This window comes from Paenibacillus sp. MER 180 (genome assembly GCF_023713665.1).
GTDB lineage: Bacteria > Bacillota > Bacilli > Paenibacillales > Paenibacillaceae > Paenibacillus_B > Paenibacillus_B suaedae.
In genome coordinates this window covers 45,862-70,386 of record NZ_JAMAVT010000007.1, presented here as the reverse complement: position 1 = coordinate 70,386, position 24,525 = coordinate 45,862, and the positions used below count along the sequence as shown (strand labels likewise).

Below are 24,525 nucleotides of genomic sequence, written 5' to 3'. Positions count from 1 at the left end.
TTATATCAGTATTTGTAAACGTTTACAAAATACAAAATGAGACTGCTCGCCTTTGTCGAAACCACTCAATTTCTGGCAGTTTCCTGCCTGTTTTGATCACAAAAATCTATATTCCGCATACTCGCATGTTGATTTTTGAACACTAATGGAAGTAAATAAGGAGGTTGAATGGAGTTGTCAAATGATGTTCACAACAACGCAAATCATGTTCACTGGATTGTCACATTTATAATCGCTGCTGTCATGCTGGTCTCTTCCGGCTGTGCTGGGATGGAGGCTGAGAAGTCAAGGTCGCCGGGAGGCAACACGAAGGCGAACTATGCAGATCGGAAGGTCAAGGAACAATCAGCACCTTCTGGAACCCCGTTGCCCCAAATGGGCACCGAAAGCAACTATCGTACAAAACAGAACACAAAGTACACAAAGCAGTCCCATTCCACATCTCAGCCGCAGGCATTGTCTAATCCGCGTCCCCTGTTCATCAATCAATCTGTCAGCGATGCTGTCGGACATCTGGATGGAGTCAGTGTAGCCTATGTCTTGCAGCATAAGGATACCGCTTATATCGCACTCACGCTTGATGGCACAGGTCTAGGTACAATCGGCAGCGGAGGCAAGCATGAGCAATCCCGAATCGGCGCCCCGAATACAGCTGGTCACATGGAACGCGAGGCGAATCGCTGGCCCCCGCGCTTCATAACTTCGGATAGTCCGGTACGTACAGTGAAGCAGAGCGACAAATTATCAGATGAGCTTCTTCATACCATCGACAAGACGGTTCGGAGTCAGACCTCTGGGGTGAAGCATGTTCGAATTAGCGCCAATATGGACTTATTCAACGGATTAACTCCTTATGTCATGCACGCTTATCCTGGAGATTCCCTGCAGTTCGCAGAGGCGGACATTCTGAAGCTTATACACCGCACAATGCACTAACAACTCATGAGACGTTGAACAGCTCTAACTGACAATGAGAATGATGTGTGTTACTTGCACTAGTTTTAGGGAGGGATGCAGCCGCATCGCTCCCTCATATTTCTACCTATATAATTATGGTATATAGTTGATCTGCCCTATCCTAAGTCCCTGACGAATTATTCTTTCCCCCTGGTGTAAATGGAAGACAAGTCAAAATACGCGGTCCATCTGCAGTCACCGCTACGGTATGCTCGAAGTGCGCTCCCCAGGAACCGTCACATGTAGCAACAGACCATCCATCTGCACCCAGAATCACATCACCAGATGTACCTAGCGTAAATATCGGTTCAAGCGTTATGACCATCCCTTCTTCCAAATAAGGCCCCCGACCAGGCCACCCATCATTCGGAATTTCAGGAGGTTCATGAATAGACTGCCCGATACCATGCCCCACAAGCGCAGTTACGACTCCATACCCCGCATCACGCCCCATTCGTCCGATCGCAGCCGCTATATCCCCAACCGCCCTTCCAGGGGTCGCCAGCTTCGCTGCATAACGTAATGCATGGAGTGTCTGTTGCATAAGACGCTTGGCCTCAGGCTGTACGTTGCCAATTCCATAGGTCCATGCCATATCTGCGAGCCATCCTTTGTAATTCACCACAAAATCTATCGTAACGAGGTCACCTGATTTAAGAGGTTTGGCAGACGGGAACCCATGGCATACAACCTGATTCACCGAAGCGCATGTTGCATACGGATATCCATAATACCCTTTCTGCTCAGCAGTTGCTCCCTGCTGCAATAGCCAGCGCTCTACGAATTGATCAATTTCCACCGTCGTAACGCCAGGTGCGAGCCTTGACGCCACTTCACGATGGCAGCGGGCTGCCAAGTATCCTGCCTTCTGCATCAGCTCTATCTGCGCAGCAGTCTTCGTATTCTCCATCGCATACTCCTCCAGCGTTACATGTCCCAATGATAAGTATATGCACGGGATCATCTGTTATAGAAGCACTATTGGACCTTTCATTTCACCCATCCATACGCAAACAAGGCGCCCCGATTACCGGCGCGCCTACTCTGTACATATTCTTAGTTATTCCTTACATTCGCAGGTTTGCACTTCAGTTCCTCGTAATGTCTGATCAGAGACGGTTACAACGTTACGACACACTGGTATCCATTTTGCACATTTCCAATTCTACAAGCTGAGTTAATTCATCTTCATAGCCGCCCATAATCCGATACTTTCGGATGTACTCCTTCACGAATTTCCGTGGATTCTTCGGACGGAAAATACGTGTCATCTCCAACAAGCTTTCTTTCACTTCGTTGTGACCTTTTGTTGCCATGAAAATTCCCTCCCAAAGCGTTGTAGATCATGCTCCGCAACGGAGAACCAATTGGACTATCGCTTCACTTACTGGAATTTGCAACCTTTTAGTCTTAGTATATCATATTCAGCCGAGCTGCAAAATCACACCAACATATCTTAATCATTTCTCCATTGGGTATGCTAGTAACAGCATTAGAGTTAACATACAACGCGTAATCAAGCTGTCGTAAGGCTGAAATTCCATTACTACTACAATAAACAGGAGCAATCTCAATGAATCAGCATTCCTCGAGTCCGATTCAAGCTGACGCAGCGGAACAGGCTGGATTTGACCATGATAAATTGCAGCAGGCATTGGATACGCTGCCAAAATTGTTCCCCCGTATGTATTACTTCGCGTGTGCGCGTCATGGACAAGTAATCGCAGAGGTATATGCCGAAGGAGTAAGACTTGGGCAATTCTATGATCTGCGTTCTGCTACCAAAAGCTTCATTTCAACACTCGTGGGCATTGCCGTTCATCGCGGGGACATGCCTTCGCTGCATGAACCAATCACTGACTATTTGCCGCAAGACATCGTGAGCAAGCGCCAGATAGATACTTGGTGGCACCGCATTACCTTCAAGCATTTGCTTACAATGACATCAGGTCTGCTATGGGAGACAGGCAATCGACTCGGAGAGCGCTGGATACGCAGCTTCCATAACAGCAGCAGCTGGGTGAAGTATGCGCTGCGACTGCCCGTCCATCCCGAACGGTTCGGACAATTTCAATATCGGAGCATTGATTCCCATCTGTTATCGATCCTGCTCACCTCTTGCACTGGGATACGTGCAGATGAATATGCAAGAGCGCATCTGCTATCTCCAATAGGGATCGATCATTACCGCTGGGACTTATCCCCTGACGGGCATGCAGCAGGCCATGTTGGGCTCTGGCTGACTGGCCCAGATATGCTTCGATTCGGCCAGCTCATACTAGATGGCGGTTCCATCCAACCTCCTGCTGGTAATGAAGGATCGGACGAGCGCATTAACGTCATACCCTCTACATGGATTACGGAATCGCATCGCCCCTATTCACCTGGCATGCCTGCTTTTGGCGCCTACGGCTACCAATGGTGGCTCCATCAATTAGGAAGCGAGGAGGCAGCTTGTGCAGTTGGTCATGGCGGACAAGTGATATATGTAGTGCCGTCGCGCTCCCTTACTGCCGTCTTCGCTGGCAATCCACATGTATACCGGTGGAGACATCCGAAGCGTTGGATGGAAGAGCAGCTGTTGTCTGCTGCTACATTTTCTTAATATTCAATCCGACTATCGCTGCTGGCGAGGGCTTGTGCCGCACGATATAATGGTACAATCAGGAAAGGGGCGTTGTATGTGAAAAAAATTTGTGCATTAGGCATGGGAAGGGACATCGTGCTGCTAGCCGTCATCTTATTCTTCGTTGAATTTGTGCGAGGAGCAGCGCTCGTTTCATTTATCCCTATCTATGGCCAGAACATACTGTACATTAGCCTTGCCATTATCGGGGCCGCGACTACCGCACATTACTTGACGGATACGCTGCTTAAGACAGCTATCGGATATTTGCTGGATCGTTTCCCCGCCAGATTGATTATTAATATAGGATTGCTTATTTCACTGACAGGGATTGCTCTGTTCCATTACGGAAATATTCCATGGGTGTTCATCTTGGCAGCTGCCTTATATGGCGTTGGAATATCTCCCGTATGGATTGTCTGCTTAACGAAGGTAAAAGAAGATCAACGAGCTGCCCAAATGGGCTTCCTCTATATGATATGGCTGGTTGGGATGGGCGCCGGCCCTGTCGTGTTGAACCTTATCCTAGACTATAAGCCTGCATTCTCGTATTGGCTGCTTGTTGCCTTGTCCACTGTCGCTTGGCTGCTTAGCTTTTTCGTCGCAGGCGGCAAGCAAGCCGAACGTATTTCCGTTCCATTCCGTGAGCAGTGGGAAGCACTGCGCGAGAAGCTGAAGGCGATCAAGCCACTGCTGCCCGGCATGATTCTGCAGACACTCGGAGCAAGCATGCTTGTGCCGATTCTGCCCACATTTGTTGCAGAGTCTTTATCATTCACCGAGCACAGAGAATACTCACTTCTTCTGCTCCTCGGCGGCGGCTGTACAGTACTTGGGCTGGTACCGATGGGCAAATGGTCAGATAAGAGCAGCCGCAAGCCATTCCTTGTGATTGGATTCGGCATATTCGCCTTGACGCTTGCCTCGTTGTCACTGCACCCGTCGAAGTTGATGGCTTACGGACTTGCCGTGGTTCTAGGCCTGTCATATTCCGCAGTGCTTCCCGCGTGGAACGCACTGCTCGCCCTCTATGTCCCACCTGGTCAGAAGGGACTGGGATGGAGTCTGTTATCCACTGTGGAGGGCATTGGCGTCCTCATCGGCCCCGTTCTCGGGGGCTTTATTGCGAGCGCTACGTCTGCCAGCATGGTCGTATGGATTAGCGCAGCATTGTTCGGCATCGTCTCCATCGTGTATTTGCTGTTTCCATCACGCTGGTTTGCCGAGCAATAGCTTCAACGAACCATTATGCAGCGATCCGGTGAGTTCCGGAAATTGTAATGAGGTTTCTATTTTATCTAATTCATGAACCGCACTAGATTCAAGACAATGAAACTATTAGAACGCTCATACGTTACATGTACTAAGCAACAGCGTAAGGAACTGTAGTTTCAACATCGGGGGGAACTTGTTTTGTGGGAGTGGGTACATAACACAATCAGTTGGCTTAAACATTTGGATATCAATCAAGTCGAGCATTGGATGCAGCAATATTCGAACTTGGGGCCGTTACCTGGCATATTGCTCCCGCTCGTGGAGGCCATCCTGCCTTTCTTGCCGCTTATCGTATTTGTTATGGCAAATGCAGCTGCTTACGGCTTAGGGCTTGGCTTCCTCTATTCCTGGATTGGCGCAAGCCTCGGGGCTTGCCTTGTATTCTGGCTGGCTCGTAAGTTCGGCGGCCGGTTCAGCGCTTACCTGCAGAAGAACATGCCTTCATCGCAGCGATTCTTCTCGTGGCTGGAGACCAAAGGATTCACACCATTGTTCATCTTATATTGTTTCCCATTCACACCATCAGCGCTAATCAATATCGCCGCAGGAATCAGCACGATCCCGTTTCGTACATTCTTATGCGCCGTATTTGCCGGGAAGTCGGTTGTCATATTCATCATGGCCTTCATCGGCCATGACTGGCAGGGATTTATCCATCAGCCATGGCGCATTCTAGTCGCGGTTGCTGTTCTGTTCCTGCTCTGGCTCGGCGGGAAGAGGCTCGAAGCTCATTATCAGCTATAGAAGCTGTAGACATCATTTACACGAATCGAATCGCTCATTCTTTGAAATAACTGATTCGTTTCCTTTGTATTCATCACAGGATAATTTCAAGTAGGCAGGGCACCTTAATAAGAGCATTCAATGAGGTGATGATCCATCACCTGAAGCTTGCCGCTTGCACGCAGCAAACGAAAGGAGCTCATGACCTGCATGACTGAAAATGACCATAAGATGAATCCGATATCGAGGGAGCATGTTGAAGTGGACGGCATCTATGCCAATGAATGGGGACGCGAGGAAGTTTTGCACCGCGGTCAGACCTTCCCATCTGATCCTCAGCTTGGTGCTTCGGAGTGGGAGCTCCAACAATATTTGTTCGACAATCACCACACTGGTGAGACGGATCAGCGGCTTATTGCCAAATCAGATGAGACAAGGCAGAAGCAATCCAGGCAAACGAGTCCACGCAAGCATACCGACCGTGGCGACAAATAAGCTGCATACGTTCATGCTTCCTTAAAATGATAGGGAGAGATTCCAAGCTGTCTACAGCCCCGAATCTCTCCCTTCGTTATGTATATCCGATTCATATAGCCAATCGATGAAGCGTGAGGCAATCTTACCTTGTACATCTGGAACGATTACAAGTGCTGTCGGATCATTTCTGCCAGTTCACCCGCGAAGCCTTCAGCCCCCATGCTGCGCCATTCGAGGTTCGTAAGCGGAAAGCGAAGGAAATGATCAACTGTCATATCCGTATCCACAAGTATCCCCCGCACATTACGCGCACGTCCATTGAGATAGACGAGCAGCTCTGTCTGGTATTCTGCCGCCAAAAAGATGAGCTCCATCTCTTCAACTTCTCCGCGAAAATAAGAGGTAGGAATGAATTCGAATTGCTGTACAAATGGGAATTTACCGCCGATTCGTGGGGCATGAATACAGTCCGCAGTTCGCAGTCGGAAGCCAAGTCGGTTCACACCGTCAATTACAATGCTCTGCTCGACCGTAGGGATAATTTCGATTCGATCGTGGTCATTTGGCTCGATGTTACGAGTACAATCTACGCCTAGCTCTATCATCAGCCATACAGGGGTGTTATCAATCGTAAGTGGAACCCGATTCGGCAATACAATGGAGAATGACTCATCCTTCGTCTCACTCGTACTTAGCGTGAAGGATTCACGGATTGTATAGCGCTCAAGCTCACAATAACTGCGCTCGCTTCGACCATCCAATTGGCGCGCATACTCCGTCATTAATACAAGCTCAAGGCGCTCGACATACTGTGGGATATGGCCTCCCCGCAGCTTCACAATTCCACGTAATTCCTCGCCCGGTGCATATCTTCCACGTTCCAGAAGCGTATCGATCTGGGCCGTGCCAAGACCAATGCTCCCTAGGAAACGGTTGAACATGGACATTACCTTGTCCCTCCCCTGAACTATTCACATGAGCAAATATGGAAAATGTTTCTTATATCCATTCGACAGCTTCCCCATTTTCCCTTTTCGACACGAGCAAGAAATACTCAATTTTGAACGATGTTCATGAATCTCTCTCACAAACATTTACATTTGATATAAACTTCCTGCCCGAAAATCACCCCAAACAGAGAACGTTCTGCTATTATGGAATAGCAGTAAACAGAATAATAGTCAGTTGCAATCTCAATATAGTGCCCGTATGAAACGTCTTGGATTCGGCAAACATGGGAGAGATGGAATCTTGATGCTCTTTGTAATCAATCAACATGCAGGCAATGGAAAAGGGCTGCGCACATGGCAATTGATAGAATCGCGCATGCAGCAGCTAGAGATCGAATATACCTCCTGCGTGACAGCAACACCCGAAGAAGCAGAGATGCACGTAAGTGCTCATCTTACGAAATACCCTCGTTCTACGATTGTGGTACTCGGCGGAGATGGAACGATTCATCGACTACTGCCAATTCTAGCAGGTACCCAAGCTGCATTAGGAGTTATTCCTGCTGGCTCAGGCAATGATACCGCTCGAGGATTTCATATACCTACTGAACCATTGCAAGCATTGCATACCATTCTTCACGGGCAGCGAAATGCTGTCGATCTGATCGAGATCAACGACAAGTGGACATTGACCGCTTTGGCGACAGGATTTGATGCGGAAGTAGCAGAAGCCGTCAACCAGAGCCGTTATAAGCGTTGGTGCAACCAACTTCGAATAGGCTCCGCTGCCTATTTGATCGGTGCGGTCATCGCGATGTTTACGTTCAAGCCCGCAAGAGCCTCCATTACAATCAACGGTACCATACATCATTTTGACAACGTGTGGCTAACGGCTATCGCCAACTCCTCTTCCTACGGGGGAGGAATCCGTATCAGTCCACAAGCTGACCCACATGACGGAGAGCTGGATATATGCATTGTACACAGCTGCACCCGTTGGACCTTAATGAAGCTATTCCCGACCGTATTTTCCGGCAAGCATGTGAATCTGCCTTATGTCTCGATGCTGCGCGGACACGATGTTCATATCACTTCATCGAACGCTCGCGTTGCTTATGGTGATGGGGAACGGATTGGCACTACTCCGCTCCAAGCTGCAATTGGTAGACATAAGCTGCTCATGCTTCAGCCTTCATCAAGTCATCATTACGAATCGAAGATTGTCTAAAAAAACTGTTTCTGTATCGCGATTAAGGGTAAGTATTACATGGTAATGCCTACATGAGAAAGGGGAACCATTCGTGGGAGAATCAAAAGTCAAATCATTTTTCGGTGAATTTAAGCAATTTGCAATGCGAGGCAACGTTATCGATCTAGCAGTCGGTGTTATTCTCGGCGGTGCCTTCAATAAGATCGTGACTTCGGTTGTCAACGATCTCATTATGCCTCCACTCGGACTGTTGATGGGCGGAGTCAACTTTAAGGATTTGTTCCTTAACTTGAGTGATCAAGACGTATCGTCATTGGCGCAAGCACAAGCAGCGGGAATTCCCGTTATCGCATACGGCCAATTTATTAGTATTATTATCGACTTCATCCTTGTGGCCTTCTCTGTGTTCCTGCTTATTAAAGGGATCAATGCGCTTCATCGCAAGAAGCCCGAAGCACCTGCAGAGGAGACAACGAAGTCTTGCCCATACTGCCTGTCGGAAATTCCGAAAGAAGCTACTCGCTGCGGACACTGTACTTCTATCCTGAACGAGTCCGAAGCCAAAGCGTAACGAGCACGTTCGGCAAGTTCTCCATTTAAGATCATTCAACAAAAGACCTTCTTGCTGCACCACACCATCCTCTTGATGATGTCTGTAGGAAGAAGGCCTTTTTTGTCCAATCGGATATAGCGAGACTACATGGCTATATGGAACGGTTCGGCTTGCTCATAAGCTGCTCCGCAATCGCGCGAAGCTGCATATCTGGCGTATATACTTCCTCGCCCATATCCACTTTTTTAATCCGAATTTCTTCTACATCTGTACCCGCGCGATCTGGCTCGAAGCGAAGCGCTGCTTCATCCGTACAATGAACTTCATACCCCATCATACGCAGCATTTCCTGCATATCATCCACAGTTGGCTTCTCTTTATCCGGTGTCATAACTAGGCCGCGAAGCTTCGCGATCTCGTCAGTTCCGTGATGAACAACTTCAAAATGTACAATGCACTCCATACGATGCCCTCCTCTTGCTGTCTCTTAGCGAAGCTGTCCTTCCTCGTATCTTCTCCGAAAGAAGATCGGCACATACTTTACATGCATATGAAGTCTTTCAACATCCATTACATGTATCTATGTCAAATACCGATTTGGCTTGCTGGTATACTAGTCGTTCCGATATGTATCTATACGTAAAGATACTTTGACCGGTTTCGGGTTTTGGTCATTTTTCACTTATCTGTCACGATTGATGTTAATCAAAATACGATGAGATGACCGTTTGAATCCGCTTGTTAAATGCCTCTGCATCTTCAGCCCCCATCTCGCATTGCCATTCGTACAATACGAGATCCTGTACGAACTTCCCTAAAACAAGCCGAGTGATCGCTGCATGCTCTGTAAGCAGCGCCTTCGTTGCCACACCTTCCCCCATAGACCCAACCAATGCTTCCTTACGATCAATAATAAATGCAAAAGGACGCGTGTGACGCATGCCATCTGTATCGAACAAGGAAGGCACCCGCATACTTGCATTGTCCTCCGAACCCGCGATGGACCACAGCACCTTCACTCCCCGCGCCTCAGCAAGTGCCAAGTGCTCCCGAATTAAGGTCGCATCCTCTGGCCACACATCTGCGATAATTTCCAGCTTAGCCTCCTGGAGTACGCGTTTCACGGTCTCGATAACCGCCCGCTCACCTTCGATACTGTAGAACGAAGTCTCATCAGCCTCTGTCACGGGCATGTGCTCCCGAATATAGTGAAGCGATGAATCTAATCGAGAGGCTAATATGCGCGTCAATTCCTCCGGCTGCAATGCCGCATAGTGAGAGGGTTCCCCATCCCGATGCAGAATGACTCCATGATCAACGAGCCGCTGTAATGCTGCATATACATTGGAGCGCGACACGCCTAGTTTCTTAGCAACCTCATACCCCGTCATCGCACCTTGTTCGGATAGACTGACAATAATTTTAGCTTCCATCTCGGTAAATCCCAATGAACGTAAATGTGTAATTAGACCTTGACCTTCCATCGTACTCCTCCTGCTCTAGGTGTCTCCATACTCGTATTGCTCGTACAATGAAAAAGAGGCCGCCGTATTTCCATAGATGGCAGGCCCCTATTGTCATTCCATGCATATAAGCTGACTGATACACATTTCCCCATTCCCAGTTTAGACTTCTTGCAGCTGGGTTGTTGTCAGTCTGTACCGCCTCAACTTACGCGAAGTGAATGGTGCAACGGAACCAGATGCTTATACGAATGGCGTCCCGCACCGTTCACACCATTTGGCTTCCTCGTCTGCCGTGCTGTTGCAGTTCGAACAGCGTCGACCCGCTATTTCTTCTTCTTTCATAATGGTAATTCGGCGCCCGCCGACCGTTACGTTCAAGTCATCATGATCCCGATCGGCCGCTCCACCTTGTTTAAGCCGGCCTTGATCGAAAGATGCACTGCTCTGGGAGTCTTCCGCATGCGGCTCCAATACATGCTCATCTTCTTCCTCTTCCTCGTACGTATAGTCATGCTCCTTATAATCGGTATGTTCCGGATAGCGCACAGCCTCTTGAGCAGCAGCCGCCTCCTCTTGTTCTTCCCGCTTGGCCTTCAGGAAGGCCATGCCGAGCTCATCAATCTCTTCTTCCTCCACTTGTGGCGGCTCTGGCAGCTTGCGTCCGCATACCGAACAATAATTAGCCGAAAATGGGGCAATTTCGCCGCATTCGCAGCGCTTCTGCTTACGCAGCTCGCTTACCTTCCAATCCAGAAGCTTCATTTCTTCTTCAACGAGCAGATTCAGCTTAGCAATTTCCTTCAAACCTTCCTCCGCAAGTGTTAAGTCATTCTTTTTATAGGCATCATATACGAGTTCGCCGATATCATAGACATTCTGCTTCCATTCTTTGCGCTTAGCTACAATTTGGGCTTGAACCCGGTTCATTTCCATCATGTTATGCGCTTTTTCCGATGCTTTGGAAGCACCATCTTTAATTACTTGTATAAAGCGGTTCATCCCAATATCTCCTTTCAACTACCATTACGGCAGAATTCCTCTGTTAAACTAATAAACGCAGTATTAGCGATGTGAAACCCATCGCCACAACCATGCGCTATTCTTTGCCTTGAACTTGTCATTACAACGCCTTCAACAACAACGTATGCATGGCTCAGGCAAAACATGTGTCCCTGTCCGCTGCCTTGCTAGAACATGTATAATATCATGTAACGCTTATTTCTATCATAAAGGAGATACACCATCATGACCACTCCTTCTTCATCAGAAACGGTCAGAGCCCAGTGGCGCTCTCGTCCAGTTGGTATAAAGAGGGAACAACCCGTACCTACAGCGCGATCGGCAGACCCATACACAGCTTCTCGCCATGATCGCGCTCAACCGAGCAATGACGGCAACGGTGCCCTTCCTGCATCTGCAGACTTCTTCGCTGCGTTAGAGCGACAAGGGATACGTCTACATGACGCACAGCGGGATGCAGTACGCCATATAGACGGGCCCTTGCTCTGCTTGGCAGGAGCTGGATCTGGCAAGACATCCGTGCTGACCGCACGCGCTGCCTATTTGATGACCGTCGGTGGAGTATCACCGGAGTCGCTATGGCTGGTCACCTTCACAAATAAAGCTGCGCAAGAGATGCGAGTGCGCCTTGCCAAGCTGCCCGGCGTTACACGCGATATGGCTCGCAAGGTTCAGGCACGCACCTTTCATTCTTTCGCTCTCAAGCTGCTGCAGGCTTATGCGCCTCCCTTCCAACTGATGGCAGAGGAACGCAGACGGCATGGCTTGATGAAGCGCATACTACGAGAGCTCGGGCTGCATGATACCCTGCAAGCCGAGACGGCGCTCGCTGCGCTCTCCTCGCTCAAATCACGCCGCCTGATGCCTACTGATTGGAAAACAACAAATGCAAGTGAACTCGATATTCGGCGTGCGCTTATTCGCTTCGAAGAACAAAAAGCGCAGCAAGGGTGCAAAGACTTCGATGACCTGCTGATCGATCTTCTACGGCTGCTGGAGGAAGACGCTAACTTGCTTGAGCGTCTCCGCCGCCGTTTCCAATATGTGCTTGTAGATGAATTTCAAGATACGACGCCTGTGCAGTATGAACTACTTCAACGAATTACCGACGGGCACCAAAACTTAGCCGTTTTCGGTGACGATGATCAGACGATATTCACTTTTAATGGAGCAAGCCATCGTTATATCACGGAATTTAAAAATCAATACCCTTCAGCGAAGCAGGTTACGCTCGACTTTAACTTCCGATCTACACCAGCCATTGTTGGCCTAGGCAATGCGGTCATTGCCCATAATGAAGAGCGGCTGCCGAAGCAGATGAGAACACCAACTGGCGTTCATGTCGTGACGGATAAGGAACGTGCACCAAGTGCGCCGCGCTATCTTCGCCCCCGCGATGCGGAGGAAGAGGCACAGATTATCACCGATCATATTCAAGCGGCTGTTAATGCCGGTACGCATACGTGGCAAGACTTCGCTATCCTGTACCGAACAGCGAACACCAGCCGCGCACTCATTGAATGCTTGACGATACAGGGCATTCCATTTCGCCAGTTCGGAGCCGAGCCGTTTTTCTATGACCATAATCTTGTTCGCCCGCTTATCGACCATCTTCGGCTGTCGCTTGCCCCGCGTGAGTTCAGCGCACTGGACAGCGCTGTTGCCGCACTATATGTCCCGCGGGAGACAGGCATGCAATATCTGATGGGAGCAGAGCGGATCAAGGCCAAGAAATATCCGCTTATCCATCTGCAGAGTTGGGACAAGCTGCCCTCCTTCCAGCGCGAGGCCGTCAAGCCACGCATTAAGCTTATTAAGAAACTGGCTGCGATGAAGCCATATATCGCGCTACGAGAGATGCGACGCGAATTCTATGACAAGTTCACGGCTGCATCTTCTGGAGAACGATCAACCGCTCATCAAGAAGGGGCAGCGGATACGCTTGAGGAATTGGAGTCCTCAGCCAAGCGCTTCGATACTGTCGAGGCCTTCCTGAAGCATATTGACGAGTTGAAGGAGAAGTATGTTGCGATGAACCCCGAGTATGGAGCACAGCATCGAACAAGCAGCTCTCTGTCTTCTGGACGAGCACCAATGCAGGCAGGGACAAGAGCTCCTTCCGCGATGCAACGTGCAGAGGATGGGGATTTGGAGGATGCCGTCACCTGCATGACCATTCATCGCGCCAAGGGCCTGGAGTTCCCTGAAGTATTCCTAATCGGTGCGGCCGATGGAATTCTCCCTCACCGAACAGCGCTTCGCAAGGGAGCCCCGCCAGACCGCTCGGCGGCACTGCGAACAGGACCACGAGCAGAACAGATGCATGACATCTCCCGTCCTGAGGCGGAGAACGCAAGCACGAATGATACGCTCCTTGAAGAGGAACGCAGGCTTGCTTATGTGGCCGTAACGAGGGCACGCGAGCAGTTGTACATCAGTTCCCCAGCAATCGTGCATGGACAGAAGGCTGAAGTAAGCCAACTGCTCCTGGATGCTTGGAACATCGTCATATAGGGTTGCGCCCGAAAGTTGAGTTTTGAAATACACACCCTTTATCCAGTACAATAGGATCAGATGCTATGTTGTTATTTAGGAATAGAAGAAAAACGACGAATAACCGATTACTATACCGTGCTAAATTGAGGGGATATTTCATGTCCAAAACCGATATGATTATGAAGCAATACGAACAGGTAAAGCAGTTACCTACCTTGTATCAGCTTGCATTAGAAGAACTGGAGACTAAGATCAAGGTCATTCAAGCGGAATGGAAAATACGCAATGGTTATCCGCCCATCGAACATATTAAGACGCGTCTGAAGGAGCCTAACAGCATTTTCAGCAAGCTGCAGCGCAAGGGCTTCCCATTGACGCTCGATTCCATCGTGGACAAAATATATGACGTAGCAGGCATGCGTATCGTCTGCGCCTTCGTTAAGGATATTTATCTCATACTCGAACATTTAAAGACCCGTGAAGATATTCGTATCGTGGAAATCAAGGATTATATTAAAAATCCGAAGAGCAATGGGTACCAGAGTCTCCATGTCATCGTTCAAGTGCCGCTCGTATTATTCGAGGATACACGCTGGATCTATGTTGAAATTCAGCTTCGTACGCTTGCCATGGACTTCTGGGCAAGTCTGGAGCACATTATTTACTACAAGTTCGAACAGCAGGTTCCGGCTCATGTAACAGAAGAGTTAACCGAGGCCGCAAGAGCAGTCGATCAGTTGGATCGGAAGATGCTGGAGCTGCGCAAAGAAATATTATCGTACAATCACGAGGATTGGGCGAACACGATTCAGAAGGGCTTGCCTTGGGAGAATGCTCAATAGTGCTAATGCTCCCCATGGGCAGTGATGATGTTCATCTCTGGGATGAGAAATGGTTGGATAAAACACGCACCATTTGCACATCGTAACGATGACGCCGGAGGACTTGATCTGTCATGTTCACCGGCATCAACCGATAACTGTCATCACGAAGGAGGACCACGAACATGGCCAAACCCGATGATCGCTCTAACAACGCAGCTCGTCTGCAGAATGCAATTGATAACACATCGAGCAAACTGCATGAAACTGAGCAGTATTTAACTGAGCATGCTGAAGAGATTAGCGCGACAGAGCGTCATAACTTGCAAGCCAAGAATGAGCGCCGCCGCCACAGCATCGAAGGGTTTGCGGCTGAGAAGCGTGACGAGCAATCGAACGCTTCCTCGTAGTGCACCCAATCGTTGACAGATGAATCGAATGAAGAGAGGCTGAGCTTGAAATCCAAGCTCAGCCTCTCTTATTAAGTAATATAATTTGTATTATTGCAGTAACTGTTCTAACGTCAATTTTCCATCATAAGCTGCCTTGGCTGCTTCCTTGCCAACATAGCGGACATGCCATGGCTCGTACACATAACCGGTAATGCTCTCCCCGTCCTTCGGATAGCGAATCATGAATCCGAATTCGTGAGCGTGTTCAGCCACCCACTTCCCTTCATCCGAATCACCGAATACCTCTTCCAGTACATCGCCTACACTTGGACTCGATAAATCCATCGTGAGGCCCGTCTGATGCTCGCTCGTTCCAGGAACTGCGCTAACGCGGGCCGCATATTCCTTCCCTTGCGTATTCACGTAATGATTGAATAGGGATTCCTGACGCTTGAAAGAACGGTAACCCGATACGGCATGCAGCGTCACGCCCTCTTCCTTCGCCTGCTTGAACATCTCCTCAAGCGCCTCTGCCGCTTCCTTGCGCATATGACGCTTCTCATGTGCCTCTTCGAAGGAGAACTTCACATTCGGCTCCACAAGATCCGGCGGCTCATAACCATCTGGCAAGTAACGCTCCTTATTGACCACAACGAGGATGGACTCCGGATTGGTAACAACCGCCTTATCGCCTTGCTGTTCAATCGTGGAGCTGAGTCCGTATTCCGATTTTAGCTTGGCTGTAACGGATGTTGTGTCATCGGTATTGGAGGAGCCATTCTCTCCCTGACCCTCTCCGCTTCCTTCTCCCTGCTTATTATTATCCGGCGCTGGTGTCAGTGCCGGGTCAACTTGTTCTTGTCCGGATGTTACTGCTGTCTTGTCCGTGCTTTGGCAGCCGCTGAGCAGAATTGCTGTTCCCAGAGCAAATACAAGACACTTCGCAGTCATACTATGCTGACTCATTAGTATTTCCCCTCTCCCAATCTATCAATTCCAGATTGAGAGTCTATTATATCGCAATAAAATACGTATTGCGAATAGTAGAGATGCGATACAGATGCTAGAGTCTTCTAGCTGCGGACTAGAAGACTCTCCTCTTCCTCGATGCTATACGGTTACAGTGTTATGACTGTTCTTCGCTTCCCGTCCAACTTCAATATCATCATCCTCATCACGATTGAAGGCCTCTCGGTCGAACTCGCCTTCACTTTTGCCAATAAGCAATGACGCAACCGTCGTACCTGTCGCATTTACTGCTGTACGTGCCATATCTACGATTGCATCTACACCGAGAACAAGTGCAAATCCTTCAATCGGCAGGCCTGCCTGAACGAGCACGACAGTCGTCGAGATGGACGCTGGACCCGGAACACCCGCTACGCCAACAGAAGCTAACGTTGCTGCACCAATGATGAGCAAGTAATCGGCAATATTCAAATCAATGCCGTATACGCGTGCAATGAACACGGCAACAATGGCCGGGTAAATCCCGCCGCAACCATTCATATTAATTGTAGCACCAAGCGGAGCCACAAAGCTGGCAATTCGATCCGACACCTTCATTCGTTTCGTAATCACTTCCAGATTCACAGGCAGAGTTGCGTAGCTGCTGCGTGTCGTAAAGGCGACTGCAATGGTCGGATACGCCTTCTTGAAGAAGCGGATTGGATTCACACGCGCACCGAAGGTGACAAGCGACCCGAAAGTCACAATCATATGGATCAAGCACGCTACATAGACCGCAATAATGAACCAAGCAAGCTCCTTCAAAGTCGATAATCCATACTTGGCGGCCATCGAGGTCATAAGCCCGAATACGCCGTACGGAGTAAGCTTAATAACCAGTTTCGTCACACGAAACATAATATGGGAGAAGGATTGGAAGAAGGCGCGAATCGGCTGTACTCGTTCGGGATTACGCAGCCCCTCTAATGTAATCGCCACTGCAATGAAGGCCGCAAATATAATGACCGGTACGACCTTGCCCTGTGACATCTCATTGATCGGGTTGGAAGGTACGAGATCAAGCAGCACCTGCTTGAAAGTTGGTATCTCACGTTGTTCGAACCCCTGCGCCGCTTCCGAGCTCTGAGCAATACCAGAACCAGGATCAATAACGAGAGCTGTTCCGAGACCGATAACAGCCGCGACAGCAGTCGTAATCAGGAACAACGCGATGGTCTTCGTTCCAAGCTTCTTCAATACATTCGGATCCTTCACAGAGGTAATACTCGAAATAATAGCAGCAAATACGAGCGGCATGACAACCATCTTAATTAAGCTGACATAGATAGAGCCTAGGATACTAACATCTGCCGCAGACTTTCCGAATACCGCGCCGAGAGTCAAGCCAAGCGCCATGGCCAGCAGTACGCGAAGGCCGAACCCAACCTTCTTCTTCGCAAGCCACCACAGCAAGATAACGAGCAGCAATGCAGCCCCCCAGCTCGCATAGACATTCCAGTCTTGCAGGGTGATCCAGTTCTGTTCCTTCATCATCATAACCCCTTCATCTATTTATTATAACAATTCCAAGTTGTTTAATTGGTATTATAGAAATAGGGACGGAACTCGTCAATACTTTTTATATGAATGGATGTACTGGATATGAATGTATTTGCTGGATATATATGAACTAGCTTGCCTCCAATACGGATCTGTACAACTAGACCAAGCTGCTTACACTGCCACACTTACTGCTGGATTACCTGCTCTCCAGTCTCTTCAATGCCTCACGCCGGCTTAGCGGCATCAGCACATGCTGCTCTACATAATCCCTTACCCATTCTGGATTTGTCTTCGCATACTCACGCAACGCCCAGCCAATGGCCTTCTGCAAGAAAAATTCCTTCGATGCAATATGCGAATGAATCGCAAGATGCAGCAAGTCCGTATTCGTCTGAGCTTTGTATTTCAACTGAAACAGTATCCCTGTGCGGTTCAGCCACATCTGATCCGAATGAATCCAGCGATCGGCATATTCCGCCCAAGCCTCAGGGTATCGCTTCATCCCCCCTCCCACTGTGCAGGTTGCCAGTCCATCAACCGTATCCCACCAAGATCGGGTTACAATGAATTGCTCGATTCTATGTATATGTGCCAAATTGAAAAACTTCACTCCACCTTCTAATAGTCCCATTGCAGCATAAGCAAATTCCCGCTCCTCCAGATTCCATAAATGCTGAGCTGCATGCAATATCTCTTCTGCAGACTGCGGCTTGCCGTACAACTGCGTATGCTCTTTAATCAACAGCTTGCGCACAGGCTGAGGGACTCCAAGAAACGGGAACTGATCCCGCATATAAGCGGACATCGCTGCCGCCCTGTCTGGATCGGCACTTGCGCGAAAGGCTTCAATAAGTGGTTCGATTGGGTACACGCTCATGAATATCTCTCCCTTATATCGACGAGTTGCAATCGTTTGAAAGTCGGTAGCTGCCGCCCTAGTCTTATGCCAACCATACTCCCAACGAATTAACAGATCACATAGATATTCTCCCCGCATCCCCCATCAACCTTCCAAACTCACCTGCACCTATAGCACAGGAGCTGTAGCATGAGCATGTCAGTTGGCATACAACTTACGCATGGCAGCAAGCATACTACTCCTGTGCTACGTTTTCTTCGTTGCTTTGCTAATAGATTATTTCGCCATAACAGCTGAACCCGCCTCAAAGACAATGCGCTGCTTCCCATCGAGAATAAGCGCTGACATTGCCTTCACTGTATCTGTACCATAGGAAATATCCTTACCGGAGAAGTTAACGACGACTTTCAAATCCTCCCCATACTGAGCCGACTGCACAAGGCGATCCGAAGACAGCACCTCAAATGCGGTCATTTCCCGCTGCACAGCCTTCGCATGGAATGGAGACCACACCTTCAAATATGACGTGATCAGCGCCTTATGATTGTCCCATTCTTGCTTATCAAGATGATACAGCGGCGGAACATTGTACAGCAACTCGTACAGCATGCGTGCTGCCACCTCATCCTTTATTTTGAGGCTTCCCCATTCCCAGTGATGGGTTGTAATGACCGAATCGTTGTATACCAGCTTGAATAAAGGCAGGGAGTAAGCAGGATCAATATAAATGTGCTGGTACAGCTCCTTGAGCGGAACCTGCTTCGCATATTTGCCCGGGATACCGCCATCCGGTGACCAATAGGCTCCTACATAATAGGGGCTGTTCTTATCTTCACGCATATCCTTATCGATCCACTTGATGACCGGGGTTTCCAAGCCATGCGCGAAAGCAATCACGCTGCTGGCAAAGTCGTTCCCACCCTCGGAGCCAATGACCATATGCTTCTCCTTCGCAATATAATTCATGCGCTCAAGGCGTGCCTTCCGATCCTGCTCCTGCGTCGTGATATGTCCAGGGGTGTAGTCATCATAAATTTCCCCTGTTGCATCACAATCAATAAACCACGTAGTGTACAGAATGTGATCCTGCAGAATCTGCTCCATGCGCTGCTTCACACTAGGAAGGGATAAGGTCGGATTCAACTTGCGTCCGCGATTCAGGAATCCCCCGATCTTGACCCCATTCTTATTGGTAATCGTAGCTTCTTCATACAGCGAGGCATCTGGGAAGTAGGCTGTATTCCAGTCCTTGTTCTCTTCCTTCTGGATCGAATGATACGAATCATAAGGCCCTATTAAGTAACCAAGCTTCGAAGCATTCTCGACGAAGGCTGGATTCATTAATCCATCTGCCCAGTTCGGCAATCCAATCCACGCCTTAGCAATACCGTCCTGCTTCATCTCAGAGACGATTGCATTAGACTTATCTTGTCCCCATGCTGACGGATCGTCCAATGCCTCTCCGAATGCATGTTTCAATAAGCGCTTGTTCAGTTCGTACAGCTTCTGTTCACTTAGCTTGCTGACACCAGTAGAGACAAGCTGCTGTGATTCGGCATCCAGCTTCGGGAATTGATCCGCTTGATACAACTTCTCCAGCTTCATCACCTGATTCAAGGCTCTGACCATTACCCGCTTCTGGTACGCATACACTCCATCCTTCCTGCCTTCTGCCAGCGCATTACGCAGCTCTTGACCGCCATCCTCCGTAAATTGATCCGCCAGCTTCGCAATCCATGACCATATCGGATCATTAAGCTTCTTCTTCATGACAGGCCAATGGATATTCGTCTCAGCCAACACTTGGCTATTCCACATATAAATATGCGGAGCGCCATATAGCTTCTCAATGTCCGGATTGTCCTTCACCTTCTCCGCAAGTGTCTTGAAGCCTTGCTGCTCTTTCACATATTCCCGGTACAGCTTCGCTACAGCGACTGGATCATTGTCCGTTACATATAAGCGGAATCCATATTCTTTGTTTGGATTAATCGATGGGAACTCATGCGTAAACGACATATCAATGCTTGGTTCTGTATGGAACGAAACTTCATTGTTAAAGGGATTCTCGACCACATAGAGCAGGCTGAATTGGCTCTTATTGAGCGCCATGAAATTCATCGAGAAGGACTCGCCCCATGTCATCGTCTCTTCATGGAGGAACTTCTTCCAATTCGGATCTTGGGCAGGGATTCGCTTGCCTTCCCATAGCGGCAGCATGTAGCTGTCTGCTTGTACCGTCGGCCATGCGAATTGTTCCGCTCCGATCGATTGAATACGAATGTCCAGATACCCCTCCTTTTTCTGTAGAACTACCTTGACCTTATCGTCCGGATACGTCCATTCTGTACGATCCGTGCTCTTCTTCATATCACGCACTTTCCGTGGCTTGATCGGGATAGAAGCGTGTTCCTTAACGCCGCCATGCTCGATCACGATATCAAATGTTGCCGGGTCAACCTGGTACGTGAATTCACGATAAGCAGCCTGTATGGCTTGAACCGGGTTGGAGGATACCGCTACTGCACCATCCTCCGCCTTGGCTACCTCTTGTTGGCTGCAGCCTGTGCACATATTTACAGCCATAGCGACTGCAATCGTTGTTAGTAATCCTCTTCTCATCTGTGTGCATGCCTCCTTCATCACCGCTACTCCCCCGTACCGTCAATAGAACACAGAAGTATGCCCTTCGGGCACGAAGGTAGCGAATTGAATGCATGCCACATCATATCGTCCCTCTGTTACACCAGTGTGACAAAGTTCGAAATGCAGGTATTGTGAGATCACCTGCCCCAAATTGACTGCCTTTTAAGCCTAACCTCTGATGAAAACGGCTAACCTGTGGCAACAGCAAAGCGGCCTCTAGATGGATAGAGGCCGCCGCATTTATTGTTACTTTTTCAGATTATCCCAGGCCTTCTGGAAGTCAGCGAACATTTTGTCCTTATCCGACTTGCCGGCAATATAGGCTTGAATTGCATTGCCGAATTCTTGCGTTGCGCCGTCCGGATACTTGAACCAGTTCCAGCTCAGCACTTTGTTGTCCTGACTGTACTTCACCACTTCAGCGGCAATGTCGCCAAGGTCATCCGCTGTCGCCTGAATCGTCGACATCGCAGGAATGAACTTGAACTGCTTCGCAATGTATTCCTTGCCGATATCAGAAGATACCATCCAGTTCAAGAATGTCTTCGCCTCTTCTTTCACCTTCGAGTTCTTGTTCACTACCCAGTTGTTCGGTACGCCGACGAGGAGCTTATCATTTTTCGCTGCATCATCATCGATTGGCATTGGGAGTACACCCAAGTTCAATTTTGGATCAATGCTGTCGATTTGCACTTGTGTCCAGTTGCCTTGCTGCATCATCGCCGTCTCACCCTTAGCAAACAGCGTTACTTGTGTATTGTAGTCCGTAGTGAGCGGATTTTTATTTCCGTATTTCACCGTCAGATCGAGTAGCTTCACCCATTTCTCGAATTCCGGGTTGCCTTGGAACTTCGCACTGCCATCACTAAGCGCCTTAATAAATGCATTTGGGTCAGCTTGTTGTGCAAACGGCACGTTCAAGTTGTGAATACCGAGAATCCACCATTCCTGATAACCATTCGAGAAAGGCGTGATGCCCGCTGCCTGAAGCTTCTTCGCTGCGTCTTCAAGCTGAGTCAGCGTCTTCGGCATCTCTGTAATGCCTGCCTTCTGGAATAGATCCTTATTGTAGATGAAGCCGTATCCCTCTAAGTTCATCGGCATGCCGTACAGCTTGCCGTCCTTCGTCATAGGCTCCTTAGCAAGAGGAATGACATCCTTAACCCATGGCTCCGCAGACAAGTCTTCTAGATGATCTGCCCACGTAATCATCTCTTGATAACCGCCATTGTTGAATATATCAGGAGCATCGTTGCTTGCGAACTTCGCCTTCAATGCTGCGCCGTAATCCGCACCGCCGCCCACTGTCTGAATATCGAGTTTAATATTCGGATGAGTCTTCTCGAACTCGCCCTTTAGGCGGTTGAGAGCCTCAGCAATTTCGACTTTGAACTGAAATATTTTAACTGTCTTTACTTCTTGATTGCCTTTTCCTTGATCGCCGCCAGAGCTCGTTGTTCCTCCATCGCCCTTCGATCCGCAGCCCGCCAGCATGACGGACACTGCCAACATCATTAACAAAGACCATTTCGCAACTCGCTTCATTGCAAGACCTCCCTTTGTCTGTTTCCCTTTTCATTCATTCGGTTGCTATACCAATCTTCTCACTGTACCATTTCCACATGTTCCACAACTCATCCGTCGGAACCATCAACAACCCAGCAGCATAATTGGCTAAGGTGAACTGCCAGTGGTTCTTATCGCTTGCTGCATCTTGATTATAGCTCCTGTTTTGCAAACGGTTACAGAGATAGAATTGACCGATCAGGTGGAATTCATTGATCGATTCGTGTACTAATTACCCTTTGACCGAACCGGCAGTAATCCCTTCGATAATATACTTCTGCATCGCCAAGAAGAATATCACGATCGGCGTTATACCAAGCACGAGCGCTGGCAGTGCGAGATCCCACTGCTTCGTGAACTGTCCGAAGAATGCATATGTTGCGAGCGGAATCGTCCGCAGACTGGCACTCTGCAGCATAAGCGAAGGCAGCAAGTAGTCATTCCAGATCCATAAGCTGTTCAGAATCGCAACCGTAACGAACATCGGCTTCAGCAGCGGAAATACAACCTTCCAGAACACACCATAGGGTGAACAACCATCCACGACAGCAGCTTCTTCTATTTCAAGCGGAACGGATTTGATGAAGCCGTGGAACAGGAATACCGACAGCGGCGCGCCGAATCCAAGATAACATACAACCAGCCCTAGCATACTATCGGTTAACTTCAACGTTCCCGTTACCTTCACGAGGGGAATCATGATCGATTGGAACGGGATGACCATTGCCGCAACGAACAGCATGAACAACGTTCGGTTGAAACGCGTATTGTGGCGCACCATCCGATATGCCGCCATAGCGCTCGTTAAGCCTACGAGCAGAACGCTTACTACCGTAATAAGCAATGAATTGGTGAAAGCTTGCGGGAACTTCGTCATTTCCCATGCCTTCTGATAGTTCGCCCATTCGAACGATTCCGGCCAGCTTGCCGCGTTGGACAGAAGATCCCCGAAGGACTTCACCGAGTTCACGAGCAAGAAGTAGAACGGGACAAGGAAGACAAGCCCCACAATAACCATCAAGACTTCTAAAATAAAGGTTCGCATATTGTATGATTTAATGGCTTCCATTACATATCAACCTCCTTGCTCTTGGTGATGCGCACTTGGATGAGCGTAATGGCAGAGACAATCAAGAAGAATACGAGCGCCTTCGCTGTGCCGAGGCCGTATCGATTGTTCTGGAATGCTTCTAAGTAAATGTTAAGCGCAACCGATTCTGTTGATTTGAACGGGCCGCCCTTCGTCAGGGACAAGTTCAGATCGAACATCTTGAACGACCAAGAGATCGCCAAGAACAAGCATACCGTTACAGCCGGCATAATCAGCGGGATGATAATGTTGCGCAGCACCTGTCCCCGGGTTGCCCCGTCAATTTCTGCAGCTTCCAGCACGTCTTTGGGCACATTCATCATTGCTGCAATATAGATAACCATCAAGTAACCGGCAGTCTGCCAGACAAATACGATAATGATTCCCCAGAAGGCCGTTGTCTCGTCACCGAGCCACGGCAGGTTGAAAAACTCAATCCCGGTCATCTCTCCTACCGCTGCAAATCCCTTAATGAAAATGAACTGCCAGATGAAGCCAAGCAGCAGCCCCCCGATGACATTCGGCATAAAAAATACCGTCCGCAGCACGTTGCGCAGCTTCAGTTGTCGGGTCAAAATATAAGCCAGCGCGAAGCCGAATAAGTTCGTTAGTATAATGCCGACGACCGTAAAGCGTGTCGTAAACCAGAAGGCTGGGAAGAAATCCGAGTCCTTCGCAAATATTTGAATGAAATTATCGAGCCCTACCCACTTCACAGTACCCGCGACTCCATTCCAATCGGTGAAGGAATAGTACATGCCGAGCACAAAAGGAATTGCGACGATAAGGGTAAAAAAGAATGCCGCAGGTCCGATGAAAAAGACTTGCTGCAGGGCTTGAGATGATCGTTTACGCGACATCCGACTCTCTCCTTTTCAACAGAAATA

At 48.9% G+C, this 24,525-nt stretch carries 23 protein-coding genes; 10 read left to right on the top strand and 13 right to left on the bottom strand.

Annotation, left to right across the window (positions count from 1 at the left end; all coding sequences use genetic code 11):
• Positions 1 to 168: 168 nt before the first annotated feature.
• Complete coding sequence (locus M3661_RS13455; protein ID WP_065290188.1) at positions 169 to 936, top strand: hypothetical protein; 768 nt, start codon at positions 169 to 171, stop codon at positions 934 to 936.
• 142 nt (positions 937 to 1,078) lie between these two features.
• On the opposite strand, the gene map is transcribed toward M3661_RS13455, so the two are convergent.
• A complete protein-coding gene (gene map / locus M3661_RS13450) occupies positions 1,079 to 1,867 on the bottom strand; it encodes a type I methionyl aminopeptidase (protein ID WP_251485782.1) in 789 nt (262 codons plus the stop codon).
• A 217-nt stretch (positions 1,868 to 2,084) separates the two neighbouring features.
• Positions 2,085 to 2,273, bottom strand: coding sequence for a hypothetical protein (locus tag M3661_RS13445; RefSeq protein WP_044353762.1), 189 nt, complete (start codon positions 2,271 to 2,273; stop codon positions 2,085 to 2,087).
• 257 nt (positions 2,274 to 2,530) lie between these two features.
• Here M3661_RS13445 and M3661_RS13440 point away from each other — a divergent pair, with 257 nt between their 5' ends.
• The 4 genes from M3661_RS13440 to M3661_RS13425 all read left to right on the top strand — a co-directional run bounded on the left by M3661_RS13440 (position 2,531) and on the right by M3661_RS13425 (position 6,076).
• Complete coding sequence (locus M3661_RS13440) at positions 2,531 to 3,562, top strand: serine hydrolase domain-containing protein (RefSeq protein ID WP_251485780.1); 1,032 nt, start codon at positions 2,531 to 2,533, stop codon at positions 3,560 to 3,562.
• A 78-nt stretch (positions 3,563 to 3,640) separates the two neighbouring features.
• Positions 3,641 to 4,816, top strand: coding sequence for an MFS transporter (locus tag M3661_RS13435; RefSeq protein ID WP_251485778.1), 1,176 nt, complete (start codon positions 3,641 to 3,643; stop codon positions 4,814 to 4,816).
• A gap of 180 nt (positions 4,817 to 4,996) precedes the next feature.
• Complete coding sequence (locus M3661_RS13430) at positions 4,997 to 5,602, top strand: TVP38/TMEM64 family protein (RefSeq protein WP_251485775.1); 606 nt, start codon at positions 4,997 to 4,999, stop codon at positions 5,600 to 5,602.
• A gap of 189 nt (positions 5,603 to 5,791) precedes the next feature.
• Positions 5,792 to 6,076 (top strand): transposase, encoded by a 285-nt coding sequence (locus M3661_RS13425; RefSeq protein ID WP_251485772.1) that lies wholly within the window; start codon positions 5,792 to 5,794, stop codon positions 6,074 to 6,076.
• Positions 6,077 to 6,222: 146 nt separating this feature from the next.
• Here the strand turns inward: M3661_RS13425 and M3661_RS13420 are convergent, their stop codons facing one another.
• The gene (locus M3661_RS13420; RefSeq protein WP_251485761.1) at positions 6,223 to 7,005 is read right to left on the bottom strand and encodes a sporulation protein; all 783 of its coding nucleotides are present in this window, start codon (positions 7,003 to 7,005) and stop codon (positions 6,223 to 6,225) included.
• A gap of 307 nt (positions 7,006 to 7,312) precedes the next feature.
• Between M3661_RS13420 and M3661_RS13415 the strand changes: the two genes are divergently transcribed.
• Both M3661_RS13415 and mscL read left to right on the top strand, forming a co-directional pair.
• Positions 7,313 to 8,236 carry a diacylglycerol/lipid kinase family protein gene (locus tag M3661_RS13415; RefSeq protein ID WP_065290237.1) on the top strand — a complete coding sequence of 308 codons (924 nt, stop codon included), beginning with the start codon at positions 7,313 to 7,315 and terminating at the stop codon, positions 8,234 to 8,236.
• 73 nt (positions 8,237 to 8,309) lie between these two features.
• The gene (gene mscL / locus M3661_RS13410) at positions 8,310 to 8,789 is read left to right on the top strand and encodes a large conductance mechanosensitive channel protein MscL (protein WP_021256230.1); all 480 of its coding nucleotides are present in this window, start codon (positions 8,310 to 8,312) and stop codon (positions 8,787 to 8,789) included.
• Between the two features lie 133 nt (positions 8,790 to 8,922).
• Here mscL and M3661_RS13405 read toward each other — a convergent pair whose 3' ends face one another.
• The 3 genes from M3661_RS13405 to M3661_RS13395 form a co-directional block, all read right to left on the bottom strand.
• Complete coding sequence (locus M3661_RS13405; RefSeq protein ID WP_021256231.1) at positions 8,923 to 9,234, bottom strand: hypothetical protein; 312 nt, start codon at positions 9,232 to 9,234, stop codon at positions 8,923 to 8,925.
• 238 nt (positions 9,235 to 9,472) lie between these two features.
• Entirely contained in the window at positions 9,473 to 10,255 is a 783-nt protein-coding gene (locus M3661_RS13400) for a TrmB family transcriptional regulator (RefSeq protein ID WP_251485759.1), read from the bottom strand.
• Positions 10,256 to 10,477: 222 nt separating this feature from the next.
• Positions 10,478 to 11,236 carry a zinc ribbon domain-containing protein gene (locus M3661_RS13395; RefSeq protein WP_251485757.1) on the bottom strand — a complete coding sequence of 253 codons (759 nt, stop codon included), beginning with the start codon at positions 11,234 to 11,236 and terminating at the stop codon, positions 10,478 to 10,480.
• Between the two features lie 246 nt (positions 11,237 to 11,482).
• On the opposite strand from M3661_RS13395, the gene M3661_RS13390 reads away from it, so the two are divergent.
• From M3661_RS13390 to tlp, 3 genes are all read left to right on the top strand, one after another.
• The gene (locus M3661_RS13390) at positions 11,483 to 13,771 is read left to right on the top strand and encodes an ATP-dependent helicase (RefSeq protein WP_251485755.1); all 2,289 of its coding nucleotides are present in this window, start codon (positions 11,483 to 11,485) and stop codon (positions 13,769 to 13,771) included.
• 140 nt (positions 13,772 to 13,911) lie between these two features.
• On the top strand, positions 13,912 to 14,595 hold the full coding sequence (locus M3661_RS13385; RefSeq protein ID WP_021261278.1) for a GTP pyrophosphokinase: 684 nt from the start codon (positions 13,912 to 13,914) through the stop codon (positions 14,593 to 14,595).
• A gap of 164 nt (positions 14,596 to 14,759) precedes the next feature.
• Positions 14,760 to 14,984 carry a small acid-soluble spore protein Tlp gene (gene tlp, locus M3661_RS13380; protein WP_021256236.1) on the top strand — a complete coding sequence of 75 codons (225 nt, stop codon included), beginning with the start codon at positions 14,760 to 14,762 and terminating at the stop codon, positions 14,982 to 14,984.
• Positions 14,985 to 15,074: 90 nt separating this feature from the next.
• On the opposite strand, the gene M3661_RS13375 is transcribed toward tlp, so the two are convergent.
• The 7 genes from M3661_RS13375 to M3661_RS13345 all read right to left on the bottom strand — a co-directional run bounded on the left by M3661_RS13375 (position 15,075) and on the right by M3661_RS13345 (position 24,498).
• A complete protein-coding gene (locus M3661_RS13375) occupies positions 15,075 to 15,932 on the bottom strand; it encodes a M15 family metallopeptidase (RefSeq protein ID WP_065290196.1) in 858 nt (285 codons plus the stop codon).
• A 144-nt stretch (positions 15,933 to 16,076) separates the two neighbouring features.
• Entirely contained in the window at positions 16,077 to 17,465 is a 1,389-nt protein-coding gene (locus M3661_RS13370; RefSeq protein ID WP_065290197.1) for a dicarboxylate/amino acid:cation symporter, read from the bottom strand.
• 208 nt (positions 17,466 to 17,673) lie between these two features.
• Positions 17,674 to 18,354, bottom strand: a complete 681-nt coding sequence (locus M3661_RS13365) for a DNA alkylation repair protein (protein ID WP_251485752.1) — start codon at positions 18,352 to 18,354, stop codon at positions 17,674 to 17,676.
• A 258-nt stretch (positions 18,355 to 18,612) separates the two neighbouring features.
• Complete coding sequence (locus M3661_RS13360) at positions 18,613 to 20,958, bottom strand: glycoside hydrolase (RefSeq protein WP_065290198.1); 2,346 nt, start codon at positions 20,956 to 20,958, stop codon at positions 18,613 to 18,615.
• Positions 20,959 to 21,228: 270 nt separating this feature from the next.
• The gene (locus tag M3661_RS13355) at positions 21,229 to 22,527 is read right to left on the bottom strand and encodes an ABC transporter substrate-binding protein (protein ID WP_065290199.1); all 1,299 of its coding nucleotides are present in this window, start codon (positions 22,525 to 22,527) and stop codon (positions 21,229 to 21,231) included.
• 253 nt (positions 22,528 to 22,780) lie between these two features.
• Positions 22,781 to 23,617: a carbohydrate ABC transporter permease gene (locus tag M3661_RS13350; RefSeq protein ID WP_021261285.1), complete on the bottom strand. Its 837-nt coding sequence runs from the start codon at positions 23,615 to 23,617 to the stop codon at positions 22,781 to 22,783.
• Positions 23,617 to 24,498, bottom strand: coding sequence for a carbohydrate ABC transporter permease (locus M3661_RS13345; RefSeq protein ID WP_021256243.1), 882 nt, complete (start codon positions 24,496 to 24,498; stop codon positions 23,617 to 23,619). The genes M3661_RS13350 and M3661_RS13345 overlap by 1 nt, the downstream gene beginning before the upstream one ends.
• Between the last annotated feature and the right edge of the window lie 27 nt (positions 24,499 to 24,525).